Here is a 23,072-nt window from a genome sequence, read left to right as displayed (position 1 = left end):
AACATAGCCGTGGATTAGGGCGTTAGCCATCTTTATCAGAGTCGTAAAGGCAGATGGCCAACATCTTCCTATTAGAAAGATCATTTTTATCATTCCGTTCTTCAGGTCGAATGTTTACCTTTGTTACTCGGTGGTATTAGAAGAACGGGATAGAAGGAGGTATATCTAATGTATGACAGGTATCGAGCGGTTCAGCCTTTCATTATTTATCCTCAGGTTTAAACTCTTTTAAAAAGACATAGCCACCGGTTACGCCTCTGGCCACAAATAAGCTTAGAAACGCCAGCCATAGGCCATTATTGCCCCAAGATTGAGAGAAGTACCAGACCGGTGCGAATACCAGAAACACAGAGATTAACATGGTATTTTGCATTGCTTTAACCTGAGTGGTGCCGACAAATACACCATCGATCAGAAAGCTCCATACTGCGACCAAGGGGAGTATGATCACCCAGGGTAGGTAGATGGCGGCTGTTTGCCTAACCTCTGGAATATCCGTTAGTAAGGCGATAATAAAATTGCCGCCGACCCAAAAGAACAGCGTGAACAGTAGCGCCGTGATCAGTGACCAGCTAAGGGTCGCCGAGATAATCCGGTGAAAGCCGCGGTTATCTTTGGCGCCATAAAACTTACCGCTGAGCGCTTCGGCTGCGTGGGCAAAGCCATCCAGCCCATTCGAAATAAGCATAAAGAAGTTCAGTAATACCGCGTTAGCTGAGAGTATGGTGCTGCCCTGCTTAGCGCCTTGAGAGGTAAAGAACGCTAAAGTTAATAACAGTGCTAGCGTCCGTACAAAAAGATAGCGATTAAGGCTGATAAGGCGATAGTAATTGCTAACAAACTTGAGCTTTAGCCAAGGTGTTTTGCCGGGCAATCGGGCCTGCATTCGCAGCATAAAAAAGCAGCCTAGCAGTAGACTGGCATATTCAGAGATAACCGTGGCCAAGGCGACCCCATCGGTATGCATATCAAGTCCGTAGACGGCAACCAGATCCAACAACATATTGAGCAGATTGGTGATGACGAGCAGTATTAACGGGATGCGGGTGTTTTGATTGCCTAAAAACCAGCCTAATAAGGCGTAATTAGCCAGAACAGCGGGCGCACCGAAGATTCTGATTTCAGCATAGAGACGGGCTTCTACGGTGACTGCAGGTTCTGCGCCGATTAGATTAAGGGCAATTTCCAGCAGCGGGTATTGCAGGATGAAAATGGTTAGGCCGATTAGGCCTGCGAGCACCAGCGATTGAGCCAATACTAGCCGGCTTTGATCATGTGCTTCATTACCTAGAGCCTGAGCGGTAAGCCCCGTGGTGCCCATGCGTAGGAAACCGAATGACCAGTAAAGAATCGAGAAGATCATCGCTCCAACGGCCACGGCGGCGAGATATTTCGGATCGGGTAGATGGCCGATCACGGCGGTATCTACTAACCCAAGCAAGGGAACGGTAATGTTGGACAGAATCATTGGCCAGGCAAGTGCCCACACCTGTTGATGATCCTGTTTGCGTGCCCGTTGTAGGTAGTGAATCATACGGTACGGCGAAAAGGTAACGAATACAGCAGCAGAAACTGAATCAGTGCTGCGACTACCACTGAGGGGCCTGCTGGGGTATCAAATTGATAAGACGCGTATAGCCCCAGCACCACGGCAACCATCCCTAGCAAGCTGGCAATGATGGCCATCTGTTCCGGAGAGTTAGCTAGCCGTCTGGCGCTCGCCGCCGGAATAATCAGCAACGATGTGATCAGCAGAATCCCGACGACCTTCATGGCGATAGCAATGACGACGCCGATTAGGAGCATCAAGGTCAGCCGTACGCGTGCTACGGGAACCCCCTCGACCTGAGCGAGCTCTTCATTGATGGTGATGGCTAAGAGTGAGTTCCAGAGTCGCCAGATCAGCAATAATACGATACAGCCCCCGCCGTAGATCCAGTACAGATCGGTCGGTGAAATGGCGAGCAAGTCACCAAACAGATAGTCCATCAGGTCCACTCGCACATCATCCAACAATGCAATCGCCACTAAACCGAGAGATAGGCTGCTGTGGGCCATAATACCCAGCAGGGTATCGGTGGCCACTAGATGCTGTCGTTGCAGGCTGACAAGAATCAAGGCTAGCAGCAGGCAGCAACTGACCACGGCAAGGTTCACATTAAGATCAAATAGAACGCCCATGGCAACGCCGAGCAGTGCGGAATGCGCCAAGGTATCGCCGAAATAGGCCATCCTGCGCCAAACCACAAATGCGCCGAGGGGGCCGGCAATCATAGCCACACCTAGGCCGCCAACGAGAGCAAAGAGCAGAAAATCAGGCATCAGTGATCACCTCCGCAGTGGCTCGAATGGTTTTCTCCGGGTATTTCTGAGATGTCGGTTTTAGCATTAATGATTTCACCGCGTCGATCATGCTGGTGGTTATGGTGATGGCTATAAAACGCTAAATTTTCAGCGCCGGGGATGCCAAATAACTCAATATAGGAGGGGTCGTTACTGACCTGAGCCGGGTGGCCTGAACAGCAGATATGATGATTGAGGCAGACCACTTGATCGGTGGCTGCCATAACCAAATGCAGGTCGTGGGAGATCATCAGCACGGCACAGCCATACCGATCACGGATCTGAGCGATTAGGTTATATAGCTCTATCTGCCCGTTAACATCGACACCCTGTGCGGGTTCGTCGAGTACGAGTAGGTCTGGCTTGCGTAGCAGTGAGCGGGCCAACATGACACGTTGAGTTTCTCCGCCGGACAGGCTGTGTACCGATTGTTTTAGTAACTTCTCTGCACCGACCGCTTCTAGGGCTTGTAAACGGTCTTGAGTGCTGGAAAACGCGGCGGTTTTCAAGAAGCGTTCTACTGTTAACGGAAAGGTTGGGTCGATATGTAGCTTCTGGGGCATATAACCGATCTGCAAACTTTCGGAACGGGTAATCTGACCTGAACTCGGGGTAATTAATCCCAAAATAGCTTTGATTAAGGTGGTTTTACCGGCGCCGTTAGGGCCGATCAAGGTGGTGATCTCGCCACGCCTTAGCTGCATGGAAACATTGCTAACAACGCTATTCTCGCCGTAGATAATACTGAGGTTGTTGACATCAACCAGACTCATGCGGACTCCTGACAGTTGGGGCAGCGCCCTAAAATTTCGACCTGTTCTTGTTCTACTGAAAAACCAGCCGCGTTAGCGCAGTGCAGAATACTACTCTGTAACTCTTGGGATTCCATTTCAGCGGTATTGCCACATAGGGAACAGATGAGGAAGTAACCATGATGCTGCTGACCTGGGTGAGTACAGCCGATAAAGCTGTTCAATGATGCTAGCCGGTGAACCAACCCCTGCTCCTGTAGAAAATCGAGGGCACGGTAAACCGTGGGTGGTGCAGAGTTAAAGCCCGCTTTGGCCAGTGCCGGCAAAAGGTCATATGCCCCCAGAGGCTTGTGGCTTTGCCAGATTAGTTTCAGCACCAGTTCACGAATTTTTGTCAGCCGTTGACCATTGTTCTTACACACCTGCTGGGCGTGTTCGAGGGCTGTTGTGATGCAGTGGTTATGGTCATGATTGGTTTGATAGGCAACATTGGGGCTGTGTTGAGACGCCATAAAAAATACCAGTTGATCTATTAATTGTTATATTATAACTTTGCGCTCATTAAATGACAGCTTAATTTTATAACCGGAATGCATTCACATGGCCTCTTTGTTTAGCCGATTAGCTCGCTATAGCTCACTCTTTTTATTCAGTTTTTTAATTGGTTGGATGCCTGCCCTACAGGCCGAGCCAGTCAAGGTACTCGCCAGCATTAAACCGATTCAGTTAATTGCCGTGGATATGTTAGGCGATTTGGCTGAAGTTGGTGTGCTCTTGCCACCGGGTAGTTCACCACATCACTACTCTTTAAAACCCTCTTCCGTCTCCGATATCCATGAGGCTGATCTCTTTATCTGGGGTGGTGAAGATCTGGAGTTGTTTTTAACCAAAACCGTTAGTCAGCTTGAACGCCCTGCCCTCGCATTGCTAGAACCGAGTGAGCATGATGAACATGGGAAAGAGCACGAACATGAGGAGGGTGACGAGCACGATGATGACCACGATCTTATGGCCGAGCATGAACACGAAGACAGCCATGACGATGCTCATGAGCATGAAGGTGAGCACGCTGATGAGCATGAACATCATCATGATGGTGATCCGCATTTCTGGATGACACCGGAGTTGGCCTTGGAAGCGGCGGAAAAAATTAAAGATCGATTAGCTGTGCTGTATCCACAGAAAGCGGAGCTGTTTGAGCAGGCTTATCAGGATTTTGCCGCCCGTCTGGCGCAGGCTGATGAGCAATTACAGCAGCAGCTTAAGCCCGTTCATAACGCTGGTTTCTATGTTTTTCATGATGCCTTTTCGGGGTTCGTCGAGCACTATGATCTGAACCAATTAGGCTATTTTACCGTTGATCCTGGTCGTAAGCCCGGTGCTCGGCGGTTGGCGGAGATTCGCTCAGCGTTGGAAACAGACAAAGGCCGTTGTATTTTTGTTGAGCCGCAGTTTAAAGCCCCCGTGGTGGATAGCCTGATTCGTGGCTTGGATATTCGTGTAGGTCGTCTCGATCCTTTGGCGATAGATATTGAAGTACAGCATGGTGGATACATCGATTACCTGCATTCATTAGCGGATAGCTTCTCTAACTGCCTGTCAGAGCAATAAAAACATAAAAAAGTGGGGTTGAGCACTTCACAAATGAAAAAGGCATCTTTATAATGCGCTCCTCTTTCGGAGCAGATGTGGTGGAATTGGTAGACACGCTAGCTTCAGGTGCTAGTGCTCGCAAGGGCGTGGGAGTTCGAGTCTCCCCATCTGCACCAATTGCTTTGGGCAGTTGAGCTTCGAAAGAGATCGCTATACACATAGCAAGAGGGCGCTCTTATACGTAGTAAGTTGATTTGCAGATGTGGTGGAATTGGTAGACACGCTAGCTTCAGGTGCTAGTGCTCGAAAGGGCGTGGGAGTTCGAGTCTCCCCATCTGCACCAACGTATGACCTGACCTTATGTTGTTCCTTTTATCTTTCAATCGTTCTTCATCCAGTCATTAAAGACATATCTGCTATACGTTATTAATGCTATCTCTATTTCTGTCTTGCCCCCTTGGCGTTAACGTGCCTAAGGCGCACATAATCGCGATGTGTACAACGCTATTGCTCTGTTGTTAGCTGATGGCTTATTGCTGCTCGCGCTGGTTTTGCGTAAGTGCCTCGATAGGAGGTGATCGTAATTTACGATTGGATTCGATCAGATTGAGGGGCTATTTGGCAGGCATAAAAAAAGGCCACATAAAGTGGCCCCAAAGGAGTCTCGTTTAGACCTAGACGGTCCCGAATGAACGAGTGCTGTTAAAACTCTTTTGCTGACGCGCTGGCTTCAGGCTTTTTAGCCAAGTAGTCAAAGCGTTCATACGCTCAGCAATGTATTCATTGCGAGCATCACGACCCTGCTGGATGTAGTATGCAGTATCGACATCACCTAATGTATCAACTTTAAAACCGTATTCTGTCGTCTTCATATTATCACCAATAAAATTCATTTATGTGTCACCTTGGTGACTCGATTTTCCAACCTTGGACATTGTTGAATAGGCTTTCGTATTTATCCGTATTCAATGTATATAGTGTGTTGCGGTTGGATCATCATTGCGTTGATGGTTATACTAAGGTCGCAGTGACCAAAGAACAAACGACAGTTTTTCAGCTTAAGTGTGAATTAAATTCACCTATTGAGGTGCCTATCAGACGCTTGCCCCCTTTAAATGCTTTACGTAGTTTTGAGTCTGCCGCGCGTTTAGGCAGTTTTAATAAGGCTGCTGATGAGTTATTTGTCACGCCATCGGCGGTTAGTCATCAGATAAAATCCTTAGAAGAGTTTCTTGGATTAAAGCTGTTTCAGCGTGAAAAACGTCAGGTACAGATTACGGTTGCCGGTGAGAAATATTTGGTCGCCGTGTCCCACGCATTGGATGAATTGGATGCCGCCACCCGACGCTTAATCTCGGCGCCGAATACCAGTTCGCTCACCTTTGAAGCCCCGCCGGCCTTTTTAAGCCGTTGGTTGATGCCCCGTATTAAGGACTTTCAAGCCCTTTACCCCGACGTAGAGTTGCGCCTGAGTACCGGCGCGGTTAACCGTATCGATTTTGACCATACCGATCTGGATATGGCGGTCTACTTTGGTGATCCACCGGATGATGACGATATTGAAGTTCATCTAGTACATCGCTCGATTGTGGTGCCGGTCTGTAGTCCTCGAAAGTTGGAAGAGCATCAGATAGAGACCCTCGCGGATTTGAAAAAGCAGACCCTGATTCATGTGACCAGTCGCAGGAATGAGTGGCAGCGCCTATTGCAGAAGGCCGGTATTGCCATGACTGGGGAGGAGAAAGGCTTGTCATTCTCCAGTACTCAGCTAGCTCTCGGCGCGGCGTTGGAAGGATTAGGCATTGCCTTGTCGGATAAGGCGTTGATCACCCGTGAACTGCAGTATGGCCAGCTAGTGGCGCCGGTGGATATTGAATTATTGACTGGTAAGGCGTTTTATCTGGTATATCCGAAAGATCGTCAATTAACCTATGGAATGCGGATGTTTCGCGAATGGTTACTTGAGGTGATGGAGCTAACCGAGGACGCCTTCTAAAAGTAGGGGCCGGCTCTAAAAGCCCGGTGCTGATGTCACCGGGCGATAGGTTGATTAATAATGTTTAGAAGCTTGTGGATAACACTAAGTTCAGTGTATCGATATCGTCACCGGCGTAATCCTCTTCTTTAACCAACTCGACAATCAGTTCGGCATTCTCGTGTAGCTCGCGGGATGCGCCCAAGGTCACTCTTGATTGGGCAAAGAGGGCGTCCCCTCCGTCGGTCAATAGCTCGGCATCGTCTGTTTTACTGTACCCCAATGATAGATTACCCGGCGCACCGAATATATGAGTGCCATAATCGGCACTGAGGTGCCAAACAGCCACCTGTGGGCGCCCTGCTAGCTCTTTAAAACTCTCAGTTTTTAGGTATTCAGCAGACAGCGCTAAGGTTTCGATTTCATAACTTAGGTTAATACGTGAAGCGCTGACTTTGTCGCCATCGGTTAAGCTATCTGCTTGGAACGGGTCGGTGTTGCGGATATTGTTCAGGTAGCCCACACCCACGGCAAGGCCGTTATCGAGTGTTAGGGCGGCGTTTAGGCCTAGGTTCTCGACATTGCTTTCATCACTCTGCCCTTTAAACAGATAGCCGCCGGCACTGAAAATACCTTGACCGAAGCCAATATAAAGCAAATCGTCAGTGTTGTCGGTCAGATCATCTGTCAGCGGGTCTGTCCAAGCATTGCCGTTGACTACGGCGAATGGGGTGGCGGTACGTCCTGCGATCAGTGACCAAGGGTTATCGGCAGTGCTGATGGAGATAATCGCTTCATCGACAAAAAAATCCTGATCTTCACCGTCATCTTCATACTTCAGGGTGGTAGACAAGGTCATATATTCATTCACTGCCGCATTGATGGTCAGTTCGACACTGTCGACATCCAGATCACTTTCGGTACTGTCATCAGGCAGGTTAGAGCCGGTGGCGAGAAACTCGGCGCTTCCGCTGACCGTGATAGGGCTGTCGCTAGCTTGCTGGACGGTTTTTTTGACCGTCGCTTGCTCGGCCATGGTGTTACTCAATTGGGATTCCAGTTGAGCAATACGTTGTTTCAGTATGGCTAGTTCCGCCTGCATATCATCGGCCTGTGCGTTGGGAGCCGTGGCGATTGCGACGGTGATTAGTGAGGCTAGTAATGTCTTTTTCATGGTGTTTCCTTTATTCAGCGCGCTAAAAGGCACCCGCAGACAGACACAGAAGCTGAGTTCTGGTCTGTTTGCAGGCGTTAGTTGGGTTTGTTTAGCTAGTGCTGGAGCGTCAGAGCTGCACGGTCGTCAGGTGATTATCCCAAGCGGTCTTGAGGGTCTGTGGCATACGGGTGGTACTCCCGGTTTCAAGGTTATGGCGGATGCAGCGGCCGGTACCCGCACTGATAATGAACTCAGCCGGGTTGGTGGTAGCGGTCAGACCACAACCATCTCGACTCTTGACCGAGGAGATAAATGTTTGTTGATCTAGATCCCAGAATGAAATCAGATCGCCCCGTGGCGCGGATACCGCCGCATAACGACCGCTAAGATCACAGCGGACGCTGCCACAGTAGCCTTTCATCGCTATATTGATCGCGTCCGGTGCTTGCAGCAGAGTTATGGGTTGGTTCGGATGATGAATCGCCACCAACGCTGGGTTATCGCCGATATTACCTTGATATTGCAGCGCAATGGCGGTGCTTCCCTGTGCCGTGGTATCGATATGGCGGATACTCAATTGATGCTGCTGGGCTGGTAACATCTGTTGTTCCAGTAATTCGCCGGTATTGAGGTTTAGGCGCACGAGTGAGGGCTGCATGCTGTCGAGATTAAGCTTTTCTCGGCCATGATCCGGGTGGGTCAAGATGCCGCCGTTGGCAACGACCAATACCGAGCTGCCAGGTTGCTGAACGAGTTCATGGGGGCCGATTCCGTGGCTGGGATAGTCGGCAATCACGGCATAATCGCCTACTAAAGAGCGGATCACCACCCTACCCTGTCCTGTACTTAGCTCGTTCTCGGTGGTGATTAACCAGCGGCCATCTTCTGAGAAAATACCGTGGCCGAAAAAGTGTCGACCCTCTTCTGCCAGAATACGTTTTACCAAGCGCTGCTGTTGATAATCGATAATATCGATAAAGCGGCCGGGGCGACGGGCGATACTGGCCAGCAAAGGCTGATTCGGGTGTGCTTCGGTATGGTGTGCACGTCCCGGTAGCAGATGGTCGAATAGCACTTCGCCCTGCTCGCTTATCAGATAAAGATGATATTCACCGGCACGGTCTTGTGCCGCTGAGGCGAACAGTGGTTTGGCCGTTGGCGCAGCATTACCGGCCAGCGCCGCGGCCGGTAGTAGTGACGGCAATAACAGCGCACTGCCGAGCAGTTGGCAGAAACGACGACGATTAGTCTCCATCACGGCTATTGAATCCCAGTTGAATATCGAGTGTTTGCATAGCGGCATTCAGCTCTGCATCCAGTTGTTTCAAAGCGGTGCTGATCTGTTGCAGCTGGGTGACGGTTTCCGCTTGGTAAAGGCTGGTGGCTAAAGGCCCCTTAACGTTCTTCAGTTGGCCGATGATATGGCTAAATAGTGCGCTAATCTGGTCGGCTTGTGCGGCGGCACCCTGTTCGCGCAATAAGCTATCGACGCTATGGGAGTTACCCGCATAGAGATTTTGCAGGCTAGCCATATTCAGCTGAATATTGCGTATTGAACGTTCACTGCGCCAAGATTCACTGCGGCGGGGACGCACTTTTTCGCCGTTATCCAGTGGCCGAAGTATTTTCTGGTCGCGGATCGCTTCAACCGGCTCAACCAATGATTTGAGCATATCAACGGCGGCTTCTTGATGGTTGTCATAGTAGCTGTCTTCACTGCCGGCATTAAACACCGAAGCACTGTACTCTTGTTGCCATTCGGTCACTGTCGCGGCGCTATTTTCTGCGACATAGGCGGCAATGGTGCTGGTCAACTGACAGCGATAACTGTTGTTCTCAAGCTCACTCAGTTGGCCCGTAAAGAGTAAGCGTTCCAGTGCCGGAAGCCCCTTAACACCGATACTGGCTTTGTATAGGGCATCGGTTTTCAGAGTGGCTGGATCTTGCTCGGCGAGGAGTATGTTTAACTGTTTGCCGATCAGGTTTTTCTTATCCGGCCAGAACTGCATACTGAAATTACGCATCAGGTTTTCTATCGGGCCAAATTGAATATGTTGTACAGCTTGCCAATCATCCATGGTGTGATGAAAGGCTTGTTGTGCGGCGTTGAGGTGCGCTTGATCCGGTTGTTGGCACAGTTGCTCAGTACGGGTGGCCAGTGCTGCGCTGCTCTCTGCGAGGTGTTGATAACGAGGGATAATATGCTCATCGACTAGCGCATGGTTAACCGTTTGCCACTGTTGCTCGGTCGGTGCCGCGTGCAGTACGCCGGTAAATGTTAGCAAAACGGCAGCACCTAAAAGGGTTGGCCACAAAGGAGAAGAGGCTTGGTTCATAATGACTCCAAAAAAGTGATAAGCGCATGTCGCTCTGATGTTGCTAAATTAATGACCTGCTGTCGCGCGGGGCTGGCTTCACCGCCGTGCCAAAGAATGGCCTCCAGCAGTGACCGGGCGCGGCCGTCATGGAGCAGGAAGCGATGGCCATTGACGGCTTTTGTCAGTCCTAGGCCCCATAAAGGCGGGGTTTTCCATTCTTGTCCGGTGGCTTTATATTCCGGTCGGTGATCGGCTAAACCTTCACCCATATCGTGTAACAGTAGGTCGGTGTAAGGCCAGATAAGCTGATTAGATTGTTCTTGAAGATCGCTTCGATGGCCGGTATTAAAGTGAGGCTGGTGACAGCTGCTGCAGCCGCTACGTTGAAAGATCGCTTTTCCCCTGAGTATTTCAGGCTGTTTGGCCGTAGGGCGAACCGGTGGTGCGAGGTTACGGGTGTAGAACACCAAGTGTTGTACCAGTTCGGCTGAGGCTTCGCTATTATCCTGCTGTGGAGTATTACCATCGGCCTGTTGCAAGCACCGGCTTTGATGCTGTGTGCAGTCGCCGAAGGGGGATGGTCGATAGGGCGTGGCAATGCCGATATCACCGCTCAAGGCGCTAACGGTTTGTTGCAGTACACTTGGGTTACCTGCTTTCCAGCCAAATCGACCGATAACCGTTTGCTGTTGTTGTTCATCCCAGACCCAGTTGGGGCGCCCGGAGATACCATCATCGTTTAGATCATCAGGGTCACTGTTGGCGAGGATGGCACTGGCAGGAATCGCTTCCAGTAGCCCTAAACCAAGCATCGGCGGGGCTAATCTAGGCGACAACATTACCTGTGGATGCAGTGGCCCATAGCTCAGTTCATCGATACTATAGCTGGGCTGCCGCAGGTTAACCTGTGTTCCGTCTGCTAGGGTAACGGTGGTTTCGTGATAGCTAATCTGCATATGCCCTTCGCCATCGAGTCCGTTGATCGCTCGGTTTTGTAATTGCTCGCCGTAGTTAGGCTCGGGGATAACTCCGAGTGTGCCCTGTGCGAGTTGTTGGCGTTGCTCCGGGGTTTGCGGGGGAATGCTTAAGCGTAGAAACAGCGATACTGCGTGTTCTTGCGGCCAGTTGGCGCTGGGAGGAAGTCCACGTCCGTCGCGTCGGTGACATTGATCGCATGAGCGAGCGTTATAGAGTGGCCCAAGGCCGTCGCTGGCGGTGGTGGATGATGGGGAAGGCACCCAGACCTTATCGAACAGGCTATCCCCGAGGCCAAAGTTTAACCGCTGGGCAAAGCTCATATTAGCTGAAGGTTGACTAAAAGCGTGACGGTTACGGGGCTTGTTATGGCTGGTGTCCCCACCGGGACGCTCCTCTCCTGGGCTATAAACTGCCGGCTGCTCGGTTGCTGTGCCTGCGTTAGCCGTTGCTGCGACAGCTAGTAAAGCCGTCGTTAGCATTGGTATTATCAGCGCAGCGGTGATTAGCCGGCGTCGAGGAAAGGCTGTCCCCATCGACTTATTCCATTACCTTTTCAGGGTTGTCTAGGCTATCCGATCCTTCCAGTTCAATATCATCGAGTTCTAACACGGCGATGATGTTTTCAATGGCCTTGGTCTCATCGGTCAGCGAATCGACGAAGTCTTGCACCAGTTGATTACCTTGTGGATTATTTTCTCCAATCAGCACATCAAAGGTTTGTCCTTGGCTGGCGGCATCGACCATCGCTTGGGCGGCGGCTTCGGTGGCGGCTAATTTGTTTTGCATATTTTGATCGGCAACCGCGGCGGTGGCGGCAACATAGTCTGACAGGCTTGGACCGGAAACCACCGAGCCGTCGATACGGGAGTATTGACCCTGATAGACGTTGCGAATCCCTTTGGCATCATAAAAATGAGACCAGTGAGTGTTATCTGAGAAGCAATCATGCTCCTCTTCCGGGTCATGGAGCATCAATCCTAGCTTGGTACGCTCGCCGGCCAGTTCGCCATAAGCGAGACTGCCAATGCCGGTGAGAATGGTGGCGATGGCGGCATTATCTTCTTTGGTTGCCAGTTCTTGACGCGCTGCGCCATTGGCTTGCCAGTTGTCGACCATCTCTTGCAGGTCGGTAATCAAAAGGTCCGTGGCAGCTTGTAGGTAGTCGCGGCGTCTATCGCAATGCCCGCCGGTACAGTTGTCTAGGCTATAGTCGCTGGCTGGCCGATTACCTGCGCCGGGGTTTGTGCCATTTAGATCTTGGCCCCAGAGTAAAAACTCAATCGCATGGTAACCACTGGCAACATTGGCTTCGATGCCATCGGCTTCATGCAGGGTTTCAGCAATAAATTTGGGCGTGATATGGGTGGCATCAATATCAACGCCGGCGACACGTAACGAGGTATTGGCGATGACATTGGCTCGGAATTGCTCATTTTCATCGGATTCGCTGCCGTATTTGCTGGTATCGACATAGTCGATTAACCCTTCATCCAGTGGCCAAGCATTGACCCGGCCTTCCCAGTCATCGACGATGCTATTACCAAAACGGAACGCCTCTGATTGTTGATAAGGTACGCGCGCAGCAACCCAAGCGGTGCGGGCGTCTGCTAGGCTAGCAGGCGTAGGGTCTTTCAGCAGAGCATTGATGCGCTGTTTTAGGTTTTGGGCACTGTACAACGCGTCTTCATAGGTAGCGAGGGCAATATCTGCATAGTTGTTAATGATGGCTGCGGGTGCAGGCGCGGCAGAAAAGGCGATCGGGGAATACAGCGTCCCGGCGACGATAGCGGCAGAGATAAAAGATTTAAGGTGCATGACGTTACTCCGTTACGTGATGCGGGGATGCTAATGCAAATAAGAATGATTCGCAATAGTAAGTTGGCGTGCGCGATAATAAATTTTAAATAAAGAGCAAAAAAGCCGGCATTCACCGGCTTTTAACCTTAGGTATATGGGGTTTAATTACGCGAAGTATTGTTCCAGCTCATCGGCCCCGCCGATACGTTGGCCATCAATAAATATTTGCGGTGTCGTTCCCTGACCGCTGATGGCGGCTAATGAACTGTAGCTCAGACCGTGGCTACCGAGTTCTACTTCCTCATAGTGGAAGCCTTTTTCTTGCAAGAGCTTTTTCGCGCGGATGCAGTGTGGGCATCCCGGTTTGGTCAATACACTCACCCGTTTTGGCTGTTCTGCGGTTGGGTTGATGTAGTTAAGCATGGTGTCGGCATCGGATACGGTGAACGGATCGCCGGGCAGATCGGGTTCGATAAACTGTTTTTCCACGACGCCGTCAACGACTAGCATCGAATAGCGCCAGCTGCGTTTGCCAAAGCCTATCTCTTCTTTATCGACCAGCATATCCATACCGGCAGCAAACTCACCATTACCGTCTGGAATAAAGGTAATATTTTCAGCACCTTGGTCGGCCTGCCATGCATTCATAACAAAGGTGTCGTTGACTGAGATACAGATAATGCTGTCGATACCCTGCTGCTTAAATACTGGAAGCAGCTCGTTATAACGGGGTAAGTGTGTGGTTGAGCAAGTCGGGGTAAAGGCACCCGGCAGTGCAAAAATAATGACTTTTTTACCGGCGAACAATTCGTCAGTGGTGACATCTACCCACTGATTGTTCTGCTGGGTGTGGAACGTAACCTGAGGGATTTTCTGGCCTTCTTTATTGGTTAGCATGTGTTTCATTCCTCTAATGGGGTAGTAATTTTCAATAGGGTGATAATGCCAAATGACGTTCAGTTAATAAAATTAATTAATTTTAGAGAGCTGATAGTTAAAAGCTAATTGTCGTAGCGTTCACACGTTAAGCGACAGGTAATATAAGCCGATAGCTGCTTTCTGTCATGGCGATTCACTGTACGGCTGATTTAAGCTATATCCACAAAATTTAGATGGACATGGGAGAGCAGCAGGTCTTCGTCATGCTGCTATAGATTTATGCACAGTTTACGCTCTTTTCTACCGGCGGTTTACAGCAACTTTTTGGGTAATTCACCAGAATGGTATAAAAATTTAATCGTTATTTTTCTCTTCATTAATCCATTGATTAATGAGCTGATGGGGCCGGCCGTCAGTGGCTGGGTGCTAATTTTTGAATTTATTTTTACGCTAACCATGGCGCTTAGGTGTTACCCCCTGCAGCCGGGAGGGTTGTTGGCGCTAGAAGCGGTGGTGATACACCTATCAGAGCCTGCCCATGTGTACCGGGAGATCAGCGCTAATCTACCAGTTATTTTGTTGTTGATGTTTATGGTGGCAGGCATCTATTTTATGAAAGGGATGCTGCTGTTTGTGTTTACTAAGTTGTTGCTGAATGTACGCAATAAAACGTCTTTGGCGCTGTTATTTACCCTGATGGGTGCTGCACTGTCAGCCTTTCTGGACGCGCTCACCGTAACTGCCGTGCTGATTAGTTCGGCGGTGGGTTTTTATGCTATCTACCATCGGGTTGTCTCTGGTTGCCATCCCGGTATGGAGTGCGATCGATCGAACGATGATGCTTTGCATGAAGAGCATCGCTTAGAACTTGATGAGTTTCGGGCGTTTCTGCGTAGCCTGTTAATGCATGGTGCCGTGGGTACAGCGCTGGGAGGCGTCAGCACCTTGGTGGGTGAGCCACAGAATCTGTTGATTGGGGAGAAGATGGGTTGGTACTTCAACGAATTCTTCATTAATGTGGCGCCTGTTTCGATGCCAGTTCTGTTTTGCGGCTTACTTACGACTGTCATATTAGAAAAGACCGGCTGGTTTGGTTACGGTGGACGGATTCCCCAGCCGGTGTTCGATATTTTGAAACAGTATGATCATGAGGCCCATGCCCGTTGGGGGATGAAAGAGCGAGCGGCACTCTATATGCAGTTTGCGGTCGCTATCTTTCTGATTGTAGCGCTAGCCTTCCATTTGGCGGAGGTGGGGGTAATTGGCTTAACGGTGATTGTTTTGCTCACCAGTCTTAATGGTATTACGGAAGAGCATCAGTTGGGGCACGCTTTTGAAGAGTCGTTGCCCTTTACCGCATTGCTGGTGGTGTTTTTTACCATTGTGTCGGTGATTCACGATCAGCACTTGTTTACGCCGGTGATTGAAGCCGTATTAGCCCAAGACTTGCGTTATCAACCGGTGATGTTTTTTATTGCGAATGGGTTGCTGTCGGCGATTAGCGATAATGTTTTTGTCGCTACGGTTTATATCAATGAGGTGGCGGATGCCTTTGCTGCAGGGCGTATCAGCCAGGCACATTTTAATTCGTTGGCAGTGGCGATTAATACCGGCACCAACCTACCAAGTGTCGCCACTCCGAATGGGCAGGCGGCGTTTCTGTTTCTGTTAACCTCGGCGGTTGCGCCGCTGATTAGGTTGTCTTATATGCGAATGGTCATCATGGCCCTGCCCTACACTATTGTGTTGAGTGTGACCGGGCTGTTGGCGGTGTGGTATCTGCTCTGAATAACTTACGCCACAGTCGCTGCAGCCGAGAGGATTGATCCACCGGTACGCTGTGAGATTGGTTACGCTGTAGACGTCGATGTTCTCTACGCTCGAAGGCCGCATTGGCTTTTGCGGCAAAATTTGCCTGCTGATGACCGTTTAACTGTATGGGTCTCAACGTGGTGTTGCTATGGCTTTGGTGACTGGCTTTGGGTGAGCTGCACATGGGGCTATCCTCCGACATTATGTCACCATTATCGAATGATTAGCTGAAATCAGCCTGAAAGCCTGTGCACAAGTGGAAAATCGTCTTGTTGCACAGGCTAGCGACTGTTTTATCTCTCTATGTTTTGGCCGAAGAGGGTTTGAACAGGCGCAGTCGGTTGGCATTACTCACTACGGTGACGGATGAGAAGGCCATAGCGGCCCCAGCGATAACCGGGCTGAGCAGCAAACCCGTAAAGGGGAATAAAATACCGGCGGCGATAGGAATGCCTAGAGTGTTGTAGATAAAGGCACCAAACAGGTTTTGACGAATATTACCCAGGGTCGCCCGAGAGAGCTCAATGGCATCGGCTACCGAGTGTAGGCTATTGCGAAGCAGTACCATATCGGCGCTTTCTATCGCGACATCGGTGCCATTACCGATCGCAAAGCCAACATCAGCCCGTGCTAAAGCGGGCGCATCGTTGATACCATCGCCGCACATGCCCACGGTATTATCGTTTTGCTGTAGTTTCTCAATCTCGATGGCCTTATCTTGTGGCAAAACGCCAGCAATAAAGTTATCCACACCTACTTGTCGGGCTACCGCTGCGGCAGTATGCGGATTATCGCCAGTGAGCATAATGACTTTCAACCCGGCTTTTTTTAGGCGAGCAATGGCGGCAATAGAATCCTTTCTTAATGGGTCGGCAATGGCTAAGAGTCCCGCGATCTGTCCATCAAGAGCAACGTACACCGGTGTTTTTGCTTGTTCCGCGAAAGCCGTTGCTTGCTGCTCGTAGCTGGCACAGCCGATGTCCTGTTGGTGCATCCAAGCCTGATTGCCGAGGCTGACGCTAATACCATTGATATCGGCGATCGCTCCCCGACCGCTGGTGGCTTGAAAGTTATCCACCGCTAATAGGGGGATCTGTTGCTCGTTGGCGTGGCGTACAATCGCCTCCGCTAGCGGATGCTCTGATGTGCTTTCCAATGACGCGGCTAGCTGCAGCATATCGGCTCGGTCGGTCAGAATATCGGTCACCTGCGGTGCGCCTTCGGTAATGGTGCCGGTTTTATCCAGCACCAGCGTATCCAGTTGGGAAGCGCTCTGCAGGGCCTGTCCATTGCGGATGAGAATACCGTATTCAGCAGCCTTCCCTACTCCGACCATGACCGACATCGGTGTCGCCAAACCCAAAGCACAGGGACAGGCGATAATGAGTACGGTCATCGAGGTGACCAACATATAGGCTAGAGGGGGTTGTGGGCCCCAGATATACCAGATAAGCGCGGTGGCGAGGCTGCAGAGTATCACCACCGGCACAAAGATCGATGCCACGGTGTCTGCGAGTCGGGATATTGCCGGTTTACTCGCCTGAGCCTGTTTTACCATCTCAATAATGCGGCTTAAGGCGGTGTCGCTGCCGACTTTCTCTGCTTTGACAATGAGCGCGCCGGATTTATTTAACGTGCCGGCACTGACCTGATCGCCGTTGGATTTGCTTACCGGTAGCGGTTCTCCGCTGAGCATGGATTCATCAATCAGGCTACTGCCCTCCTCTACAATGGCATCGACGGGGATCTGCTCACCGGGGCGGATACGCAGCCGGTCGCCACTTTCGACCAGTTCTAACGGTAGATCTATCTCTTTTTCGTTACGGATAACTCGGGCCGTTTTGGGCTGTAGGTTGAGCAGCCGCTCGACCGCTTCAGAGGTTTTGCCCCGGGCGCGTATTTCCATCGCCAAGCCGAAATTGATCAAGCCAATAATCATGGCGCTGGCTTCGTAATACAGATGGCGTGAACCCTCTGGAAACATCTCGGGTAGCAGCACCACGGCGGTTGAGAATAACCAGGCAGAGCCGATACCGAGTGCGATCAGGCTGTCCATGGTGGCCGAGGCGTTTTTCAGAGAGTGCCACGCGCCAGTAAAGAAATGTCGGCCAGGAAACAGTAAAATCATCAGCGTTAGTAGCCCGACAACGCCCCAAATCAGTTGATCTTGAAGGGTTCGGACACTCATTTCATCCATTAACAAACCGGCGACCATTAGCGGAACCCCAAGCCCTAATGCCAATAGCGTATTGCGGATATACTGCTTATATTGCGCCGCTTGTTGGGCTTTTTGACGGGCCCTGTCATCCGCGTCATTGCTGGCGAGTCGGCCACGATAGCCGATGTCAGACAGCACCTCGATCAGTTGCGGGCCGCTGATACTGCCTTCGACATTTAGGCGGCGTTGGGGAAAGTCGACGCTGGCTTGTTCGACGTTAGGAAGTGCATTGATGCCTTTTTCAATTTTTTTAACGCACCCGGCACAGGTGACGTTCTCTAATAACAGTGTTGTCGTCATGATGTTCTCTCATCACAGTGTTTACCTAACATTAAGGTTAGAGCTTCCAGTCACTGTAAGGTCAACCGGAAGTTGCATTTTTTATAAGAACGCGCGAATCTGTATTTTAAATTCATGATATCTGGATAAACACCGGTCTGTATTGATGATCTATCGAGCGTTCATAATTCTGTTGTTCAGTGTGCTGGTCTTTAATCAGACGGGCTCAACGGCGTCCGTGTGGATGGTCGCTGAAGCATCAGCGGATTGTCATATGTCTGTCGAGATGGATGAGCAAAGCCGCCACGATGAACAAGATTGTGGCATGCATGAGCTGAGCTGTTGTGAACCACTGTCACACTGCTGTGGCGCATTTTCGGCTGCAGTGTTTGTTTTGCCCACTGAACTGCCTCGCTTTATGACCGCGGTGCCTGTCTGGGCACCAGAGGTCTACTTTTCCGCTATTTCTCCTCCGCCCTACCATCCTCCCCGCGCGATGCTTTTACCTGCTTGATACACCGTAAGGTTAATCGTTTTTGGTTAAATATCGTTGGAGTGCATTATGAATATTTCTCAGGCAGCCGAGGCAACGGGGCTGACCAGTAAAACCATCCGTTTTTACGAACAACAGGGGGTTATTCCTCCCGCTGCGCGTGCCGCGAACGGCTATCGTATCTATAGTGAGCAGCAACTGGATATGCTCCGTTTTATCAAGCGATCTCGGGATTTGGGGTTCTCACTCGATGAGAGTCGCGCGCTGTTTGCGCTGTCTCAAGATCCCACTCGCACCAGTGCTAGCGTTAAGCAGAAAGCTGAGCAGCAGATCCAGCGGATCGATCAGCAGATTGAGTCATTGCAGCAGATGCGGGCTTTATTGAAAACTGCTGTTAGTGAGTGTCGTGGCGATGAACAAGCGGAATGTCCGATTCTGAATCAATTGAATGGTATGACGGACGAGCCTGTCTGTGGGGGTAAAGCATGAACTATATGCAATGGGCCTTGGTTGGTTTTCTGGGATTGTCTGTTCATGCTTATGGGGCTGATCCGGTATGGCTGAAGGATAAAACCGAGCAGTCTTATTCTATTAACGTCTATCGTAGTGCCAGTTGTGGTTGCTGCAAGGGCTGGATTAGTCATTTAAAAGCGCACAATTTTACCGCCAATGATGTGGTTGTCAGTAATGTGACTCCCCATAAACAACGTTTAGGGGTGCCCGCCAATGGCGCCTCCTGTCATACCGCCGAAGTGAATGGCAAGGTGATTGAGGGGCATGTGCCTGCACAGGATATTAAACGTTTGCTGGCGACGGAGAATCATATTCGCCTATTAACAGTGCCGGGAATGCCGTCGGGAGGTCCCGGTATGGATAGTGATGGAGCGCGTAAAGATGCCTTTACAGTTTACGCTATTGATGAGCAAAACCGGGCCGGGAGTTATCATGAATATGCCGATTACTAATAGAACCGTGGCCGCTTTGCTGTTGAGTATGGCGTTGTTGACCGGTTGTGGTGAAACGGAAGCCACCGTTGATGGACGCTGGTATAGCCCGTCACAGGTCGCAACTGGCAAAGCATTATTTGCCGATAATTGCGCCGAATGTCATGGCGCTAGCGCCCAGGGCACGCAGAACTGGCAGACACTCGGTGCGGATGGCACCTACCCGCCTCCGCCGTTAAATGGTTTGGGGCATGCGTGGCATCATCCTCTTAAAGGTCTAAAACGCTCTATTCAGCAAGGCGGTGTGCCGTTGGGCGGTTCGATGCCCGGCTTTGCAGGCCAGCTGTCAGATGCGGATATTGAAGCGTTGATTAGCTTCTTCCAGAGTCAATGGCCGACAACGACCTATCAGGCATGGCTTGATCGTGGTGGGTTGAGGTAACACTATTCTGCAGGGCCATCTCAATGGCCCCTGCTTTTTACATAAAAACGCCCTGTTGATCTTGCGTGGACTGGTCAGAATACGTACAGTAGCGGGTCTTGCCGACAATTCGGTACTTTTAACGGGTGCTTTGATAGGCCTGTATACATAGGTCCGTATCGGCCGGTAAATGGAATAAAGAGATGGTTGAAAAAGTATATCTGAGCGCACAGGATCTGCTTGAAGATTCTTTCCGGTTGGCTCTGGAGGTCTATAATAGTGGCTTCCGTCCTGATTTTATTGTGGGTGTTTGGCGCGGAGGTACTCCGGTCGGTATCGCAGTACAGGAACTGTTAGATCATCTGGGTGTCGATACCGATCATATCGCTATTCGTACTTCTTCATATTCGGGTATTGGTACCCGGGAAAAAGAGGTGCGGGTGCATGGGTTGGATTATCTAGTGCGTAACATCAATCAATCAGATTCATTGCTGATTGTTGATGATGTGTTCGATACAGGCCTGAGTATTAAAGCGGTTATCGATACGCTAAAAGACAAGGCCCGTCTGAATGCACCCCATGATATTCGGATTGCGACACCTTGGTTCAAGCCAGTTAATAATCGAACCGATTTAGAACCCGATTATTATCTGCATAAATCAGACCGTTGGCTGGTTTTCCCCCATGAACTTAAGGGGTTGGACAAGGAAGAGATACTGGCCAATAAGCCGGGTCTGAAAGAGATTTATGAGGAATACGGCATCTGACAGCCTTTGCTGTGAAGAGAGTATCCGTATGCCCAAAAATAAACCCTGAGCGTTGATATCACAGCGAGGATTATTCTTTGCTTAAAATATCTACAAATGCCAATGATATGCGGTATAATGCCGCGCATTTTACGCCCCTAACATTCGAGTGAAGAAATGTCTGACTTATCACACTACCGTAACATCGGTATTTTCGCCCACGTAGACGCGGGTAAAACTACTACGACCGAACGTATCCTGAAGCTGACAGGTAAAATCCATAAGACAGGTGAGGTTCACGATGGTGAGTCCACGACTGACTTCATGGAACAAGAAGCTGAGCGGGGGATTACTATCCAGTCAGCGGCGATCACCACTTTCTGGAAAGATCACCGCATGAACATCATCGATACCCCAGGGCACGTTGACTTCACGGTTGAAGTATATCGTTCACTGAAAGTTCTGGATGGCGGCATCGGCGTATTCTGTGGTTCTGGTGGTGTTGAGCCTCAATCAGAAACTAACTGGCGTTATGCTGATGAATCGGGCGTTTCCCGTATCATCTTCGTTAACAAGCTAGACCGTATGGGCGCTGACTTCCATAAAGTTGTCGACCAGGTTGAAAATGTATTGGCGGCTAAGCCACTGATCATGGTTCTGCCTATTGGCCGTGAAGAAGACTTCGTGGGTGTGGTTGACCTGCTAACACGTAAAGCTTACGTTTGGGATGATACTGGCCTGCCAGAGAACTTCGAAGTTACTGACGTACCTGCCGACATGGTAGAAGATGTTGAAATGTACCGTGAACAGTTAATCGAAACGGCTGTAGAGCAAGACGATGACCTGATGATGGCTTACATGGACGGCGAAGAGCCTGCTATGGAAGATATCAAGCGTTGCATCCGTACCGGTACTCGTGAACTGGCGTTCTTCCCAACTTACTGTGGTTCTGCATTCAAGAACAAAGGTATCCAGCTGATTCTGGATGCGGTTGTTGATTACCTGCCGAGCCCAACTGACGTTATTCCACAAGATCTGACCGATGAGTTCGGTGAGCCAACAGGTGAAGTTGCGACTGTTTCTGTTGATGAGCCTTTCCGCGCACTGGCATTCAAAATCATGGATGACCGTTTCGGTGCTCTGACCTTTATTCGTATTTACTCTGGTAAATTGAAGAAAGGCGACACCATACTGAACTCGTTCACAGGTAAAACTGAACGTGTTGGTCGTATGTGTGAAATGGAAGCCGATGAGCGTAAAGAACTTGATTCTGCTCAAGCCGGTGACATCATCGCGATTGTTGGTATGAAAAACGTACAGACAGGCCACACACTGTGTGATCCTAAGCACGAATGTACACTTGAAGCGATGGTCTTCCCTGAGCCAGTAATCTCTATCGCAGTAACACCTAAAGATAAAGGTGGTGCTGAGAAGATGGGTATCGCGATCGGTAAAATGGTTGCAGAAGATCCTACCTTCATCGTTGAAACTGACGAAGACTCTGGCGAAACCATCCTGAAAGGTATGGGCGAGCTGCACTTGGATATCAAAGTTGATATCCTGAAGCGTACATACGGCGTTGAACTGATCGTAGGTCAGCCACAGGTTGCTTACCGCGAGACTATCACTCAGGCGATCGAAGACAGCTACACGCACAAGAAACAGTCTGGTGGTTCAGGTCAATACGGTAAGATTGATTACCGCATCAAGCCGGGCGAGCAGAACACTGGCTTCACCTTCGCATCGACTGTTGTGGGTGGTAACGTACCAAAAGAATTCTTCCCGGCTATCGAGAAGGGCTTCAAGAGTATGATGGAAACAGGCCCACTGGCTGGTTTCCCTGTGTTGGACGTTGAAATCGAACTGTATGACGGTGGCTTCCACGCGGTTGACTCCTCTGCGATTGCCTTTGAAATCGCCGCTAAAGGTGCTTTCCGTCAGTCTATGCCTAAAGCGGGTCCACAGTTGCTGGAACCTGTCATGAAGGTTGACGTGTTCACTCCTGAAGATCACGTAGGTGATGTTATCGGTGACCTTAACCGTCGTCGCGGCATGATCTCTGGTCAAGAAGCAGCGGGTTCAGGCGTACGTATTAAAGCTGACGTGCCTCTGTCTGAGATGTTCGGTTATATCGGACACCTGCGTACTATGACTTCTGGTCGTGGTCAGTTCTCTATGGAGTTCGCGCACTACTCAGCTTGCCCAGCATCTGTTGCTGATAAGGTTATCGCTGAAGAGAAAGAGCGCAAAGCTAACAAGTAATTGTTGCTGAGCGTTATATGAGAAGGCCCGCATTGTGCGGGCCTTTTTTGTGTCTGCGATATCTGAAATACGGTAAAAATAAGCGATCTGCTTGCTTCTCTAAACC

At 50.2% G+C, this 23,072-nt stretch carries 21 protein-coding genes and 2 tRNA genes; 11 read left to right on the top strand and 12 right to left on the bottom strand.

Translation table 11 applies throughout. From position 1 onward, the window contains the following. Positions 1–202 precede the first annotated feature (202 nt). The 4 genes from AC0L4K_RS19420 to AC0L4K_RS19405 are packed head-to-tail and all read right to left on the bottom strand — an operon-like array spanning position 203 to position 3,607. Positions 203–1,489, bottom strand: coding sequence for an MATE family efflux transporter (locus AC0L4K_RS19420; protein ID WP_473267599.1), 1,287 nt, complete (start codon positions 1,487–1,489; stop codon positions 203–205). A 41-nt stretch (positions 1,490–1,530) separates the two neighbouring features. Continuing rightward, entirely contained in the window at positions 1,531–2,322 is a 792-nt protein-coding gene (znuB, locus tag AC0L4K_RS19415) for a zinc ABC transporter permease subunit ZnuB (protein ID WP_417225735.1), read from the bottom strand. Continuing rightward, positions 2,322–3,116, bottom strand: a complete 795-nt coding sequence (gene znuC, locus AC0L4K_RS19410; protein ID WP_473267597.1) for a zinc ABC transporter ATP-binding protein ZnuC — start codon at positions 3,114–3,116, stop codon at positions 2,322–2,324. Before znuC ends, znuB begins: the two co-directional genes overlap by 1 nt. After that, positions 3,113–3,607 carry a Fur family transcriptional regulator gene (locus AC0L4K_RS19405; protein WP_417225731.1) on the bottom strand — a complete coding sequence of 165 codons (495 nt, stop codon included), beginning with the start codon at positions 3,605–3,607 and terminating at the stop codon, positions 3,113–3,115. The genes znuC and AC0L4K_RS19405 overlap by 4 nt, the downstream gene beginning before the upstream one ends. An 88-nt stretch (positions 3,608–3,695) precedes the next feature. On the opposite strand from AC0L4K_RS19405, the gene znuA reads away from it, so the two are divergent. The 3 genes from znuA (at position 3,696) to AC0L4K_RS19390 (ending at position 5,031) form a co-directional block, all read left to right on the top strand. Next, the gene (gene znuA, locus AC0L4K_RS19400) at positions 3,696–4,706 is read left to right on the top strand and encodes a zinc ABC transporter substrate-binding protein ZnuA (RefSeq protein WP_473267596.1); all 1,011 of its coding nucleotides are present in this window, start codon (positions 3,696–3,698) and stop codon (positions 4,704–4,706) included. Between the two features lie 71 nt (positions 4,707–4,777). Beyond that, positions 4,778–4,864 (top strand) — tRNA-Leu (locus AC0L4K_RS19395). 80 nt (positions 4,865–4,944) lie between these two features. Continuing rightward, positions 4,945–5,031, top strand: a tRNA-Leu gene (locus AC0L4K_RS19390). 331 nt (positions 5,032–5,362) lie between these two features. Here AC0L4K_RS19390 and AC0L4K_RS19385 read toward each other — a convergent pair. Continuing rightward, on the bottom strand, positions 5,363–5,560 hold the full coding sequence (locus AC0L4K_RS19385) for an RSP_7527 family protein (RefSeq protein ID WP_473267595.1): 198 nt from the start codon (positions 5,558–5,560) through the stop codon (positions 5,363–5,365). A 230-nt stretch (positions 5,561–5,790) separates the two neighbouring features. Between AC0L4K_RS19385 and gcvA the strand changes: the two genes are divergently transcribed. Next, positions 5,791–6,684 carry a transcriptional regulator GcvA gene (gene gcvA, locus AC0L4K_RS19380; protein ID WP_417225726.1) on the top strand — a complete coding sequence of 298 codons (894 nt, stop codon included), beginning with the start codon at positions 5,791–5,793 and terminating at the stop codon, positions 6,682–6,684. A gap of 64 nt (positions 6,685–6,748) precedes the next feature. On the opposite strand, the gene AC0L4K_RS19375 is transcribed toward gcvA, so the two are convergent. The 6 genes from AC0L4K_RS19375 to AC0L4K_RS19350 all read right to left on the bottom strand — a co-directional run bounded on the left by AC0L4K_RS19375 (position 6,749) and on the right by AC0L4K_RS19350 (position 13,809). After that, positions 6,749–7,837: an LbtU family siderophore porin gene (locus tag AC0L4K_RS19375; protein ID WP_417225724.1), complete on the bottom strand. Its 1,089-nt coding sequence runs from the start codon at positions 7,835–7,837 to the stop codon at positions 6,749–6,751. A 109-nt stretch (positions 7,838–7,946) separates the two neighbouring features. Then, positions 7,947–9,074, bottom strand: a complete 1,128-nt coding sequence (locus AC0L4K_RS19370) for a DUF1513 domain-containing protein (protein WP_473269253.1) — start codon at positions 9,072–9,074, stop codon at positions 7,947–7,949. Beyond that, the gene (locus tag AC0L4K_RS19365; protein ID WP_417225720.1) at positions 9,064–10,155 is read right to left on the bottom strand and encodes an imelysin family protein; all 1,092 of its coding nucleotides are present in this window, start codon (positions 10,153–10,155) and stop codon (positions 9,064–9,066) included. Before AC0L4K_RS19365 ends, AC0L4K_RS19370 begins: the two co-directional genes overlap by 11 nt. Then, positions 10,152–11,594 (bottom strand): di-heme oxidoreductase family protein, encoded by a 1,443-nt coding sequence (locus AC0L4K_RS19360; RefSeq protein WP_473267594.1) that lies wholly within the window; start codon positions 11,592–11,594, stop codon positions 10,152–10,154. Before AC0L4K_RS19360 ends, AC0L4K_RS19365 begins: the two co-directional genes overlap by 4 nt. 58 nt (positions 11,595–11,652) lie before the next feature. After that, the gene (locus AC0L4K_RS19355; protein WP_473267592.1) at positions 11,653–12,930 is read right to left on the bottom strand and encodes an imelysin family protein; all 1,278 of its coding nucleotides are present in this window, start codon (positions 12,928–12,930) and stop codon (positions 11,653–11,655) included. 147 nt (positions 12,931–13,077) lie between these two features. Then, on the bottom strand, positions 13,078–13,809 hold the full coding sequence (locus tag AC0L4K_RS19350) for a glutathione peroxidase (RefSeq protein WP_473267591.1): 732 nt from the start codon (positions 13,807–13,809) through the stop codon (positions 13,078–13,080). A gap of 261 nt (positions 13,810–14,070) precedes the next feature. On the opposite strand from AC0L4K_RS19350, the gene nhaB reads away from it, so the two are divergent. Beyond that, positions 14,071–15,579, top strand: a complete 1,509-nt coding sequence (gene nhaB, locus AC0L4K_RS19345) for a sodium/proton antiporter NhaB (protein WP_473267590.1) — start codon at positions 14,071–14,073, stop codon at positions 15,577–15,579. Between the two features lie 325 nt (positions 15,580–15,904). Here the strand turns inward: nhaB and AC0L4K_RS19340 are convergent, their stop codons facing one another. Next, positions 15,905–18,121, bottom strand: a complete 2,217-nt coding sequence (locus AC0L4K_RS19340; protein WP_473267589.1) for a heavy metal translocating P-type ATPase — start codon at positions 18,119–18,121, stop codon at positions 15,905–15,907. 145 nt (positions 18,122–18,266) lie between these two features. Between AC0L4K_RS19340 and AC0L4K_RS19335 the strand changes: the two genes are divergently transcribed. From AC0L4K_RS19335 to fusA, 6 genes are all read left to right on the top strand, one after another. Then, positions 18,267–18,614, top strand: coding sequence for a hypothetical protein (locus AC0L4K_RS19335; protein ID WP_417225709.1), 348 nt, complete (start codon positions 18,267–18,269; stop codon positions 18,612–18,614). Between the two features lie 48 nt (positions 18,615–18,662). Beyond that, positions 18,663–19,082, top strand: a complete 420-nt coding sequence (gene cueR / locus AC0L4K_RS19330) for a Cu(I)-responsive transcriptional regulator (RefSeq protein WP_473267587.1) — start codon at positions 18,663–18,665, stop codon at positions 19,080–19,082. Next, complete coding sequence (locus AC0L4K_RS19325) at positions 19,079–19,558, top strand: DUF411 domain-containing protein (protein ID WP_473267586.1); 480 nt, start codon at positions 19,079–19,081, stop codon at positions 19,556–19,558. The genes cueR and AC0L4K_RS19325 overlap by 4 nt, the downstream gene beginning before the upstream one ends. Continuing rightward, positions 19,539–19,979 carry a c-type cytochrome gene (locus AC0L4K_RS19320; protein ID WP_417225703.1) on the top strand — a complete coding sequence of 147 codons (441 nt, stop codon included), beginning with the start codon at positions 19,539–19,541 and terminating at the stop codon, positions 19,977–19,979. The genes AC0L4K_RS19325 and AC0L4K_RS19320 overlap by 20 nt, the downstream gene beginning before the upstream one ends. Positions 19,980–20,161: 182 nt before the next feature. After that, a complete protein-coding gene (locus tag AC0L4K_RS19315) occupies positions 20,162–20,725 on the top strand; it encodes a phosphoribosyltransferase (RefSeq protein ID WP_473267585.1) in 564 nt (187 codons plus the stop codon). Between the two features lie 156 nt (positions 20,726–20,881). Continuing rightward, positions 20,882–22,966, top strand: a complete 2,085-nt coding sequence (fusA, locus tag AC0L4K_RS19310) for an elongation factor G (RefSeq protein ID WP_417225699.1) — start codon at positions 20,882–20,884, stop codon at positions 22,964–22,966. The last annotated feature ends 106 nt before the right edge of the window (positions 22,967–23,072 follow it).

This window comes from Amphritea sp. GJ51-11 (assembly GCF_055808735.1).
Note: the sequence above shows the minus strand (reverse complement) of the source record. Positions and strands in the feature narration are given on the sequence as shown.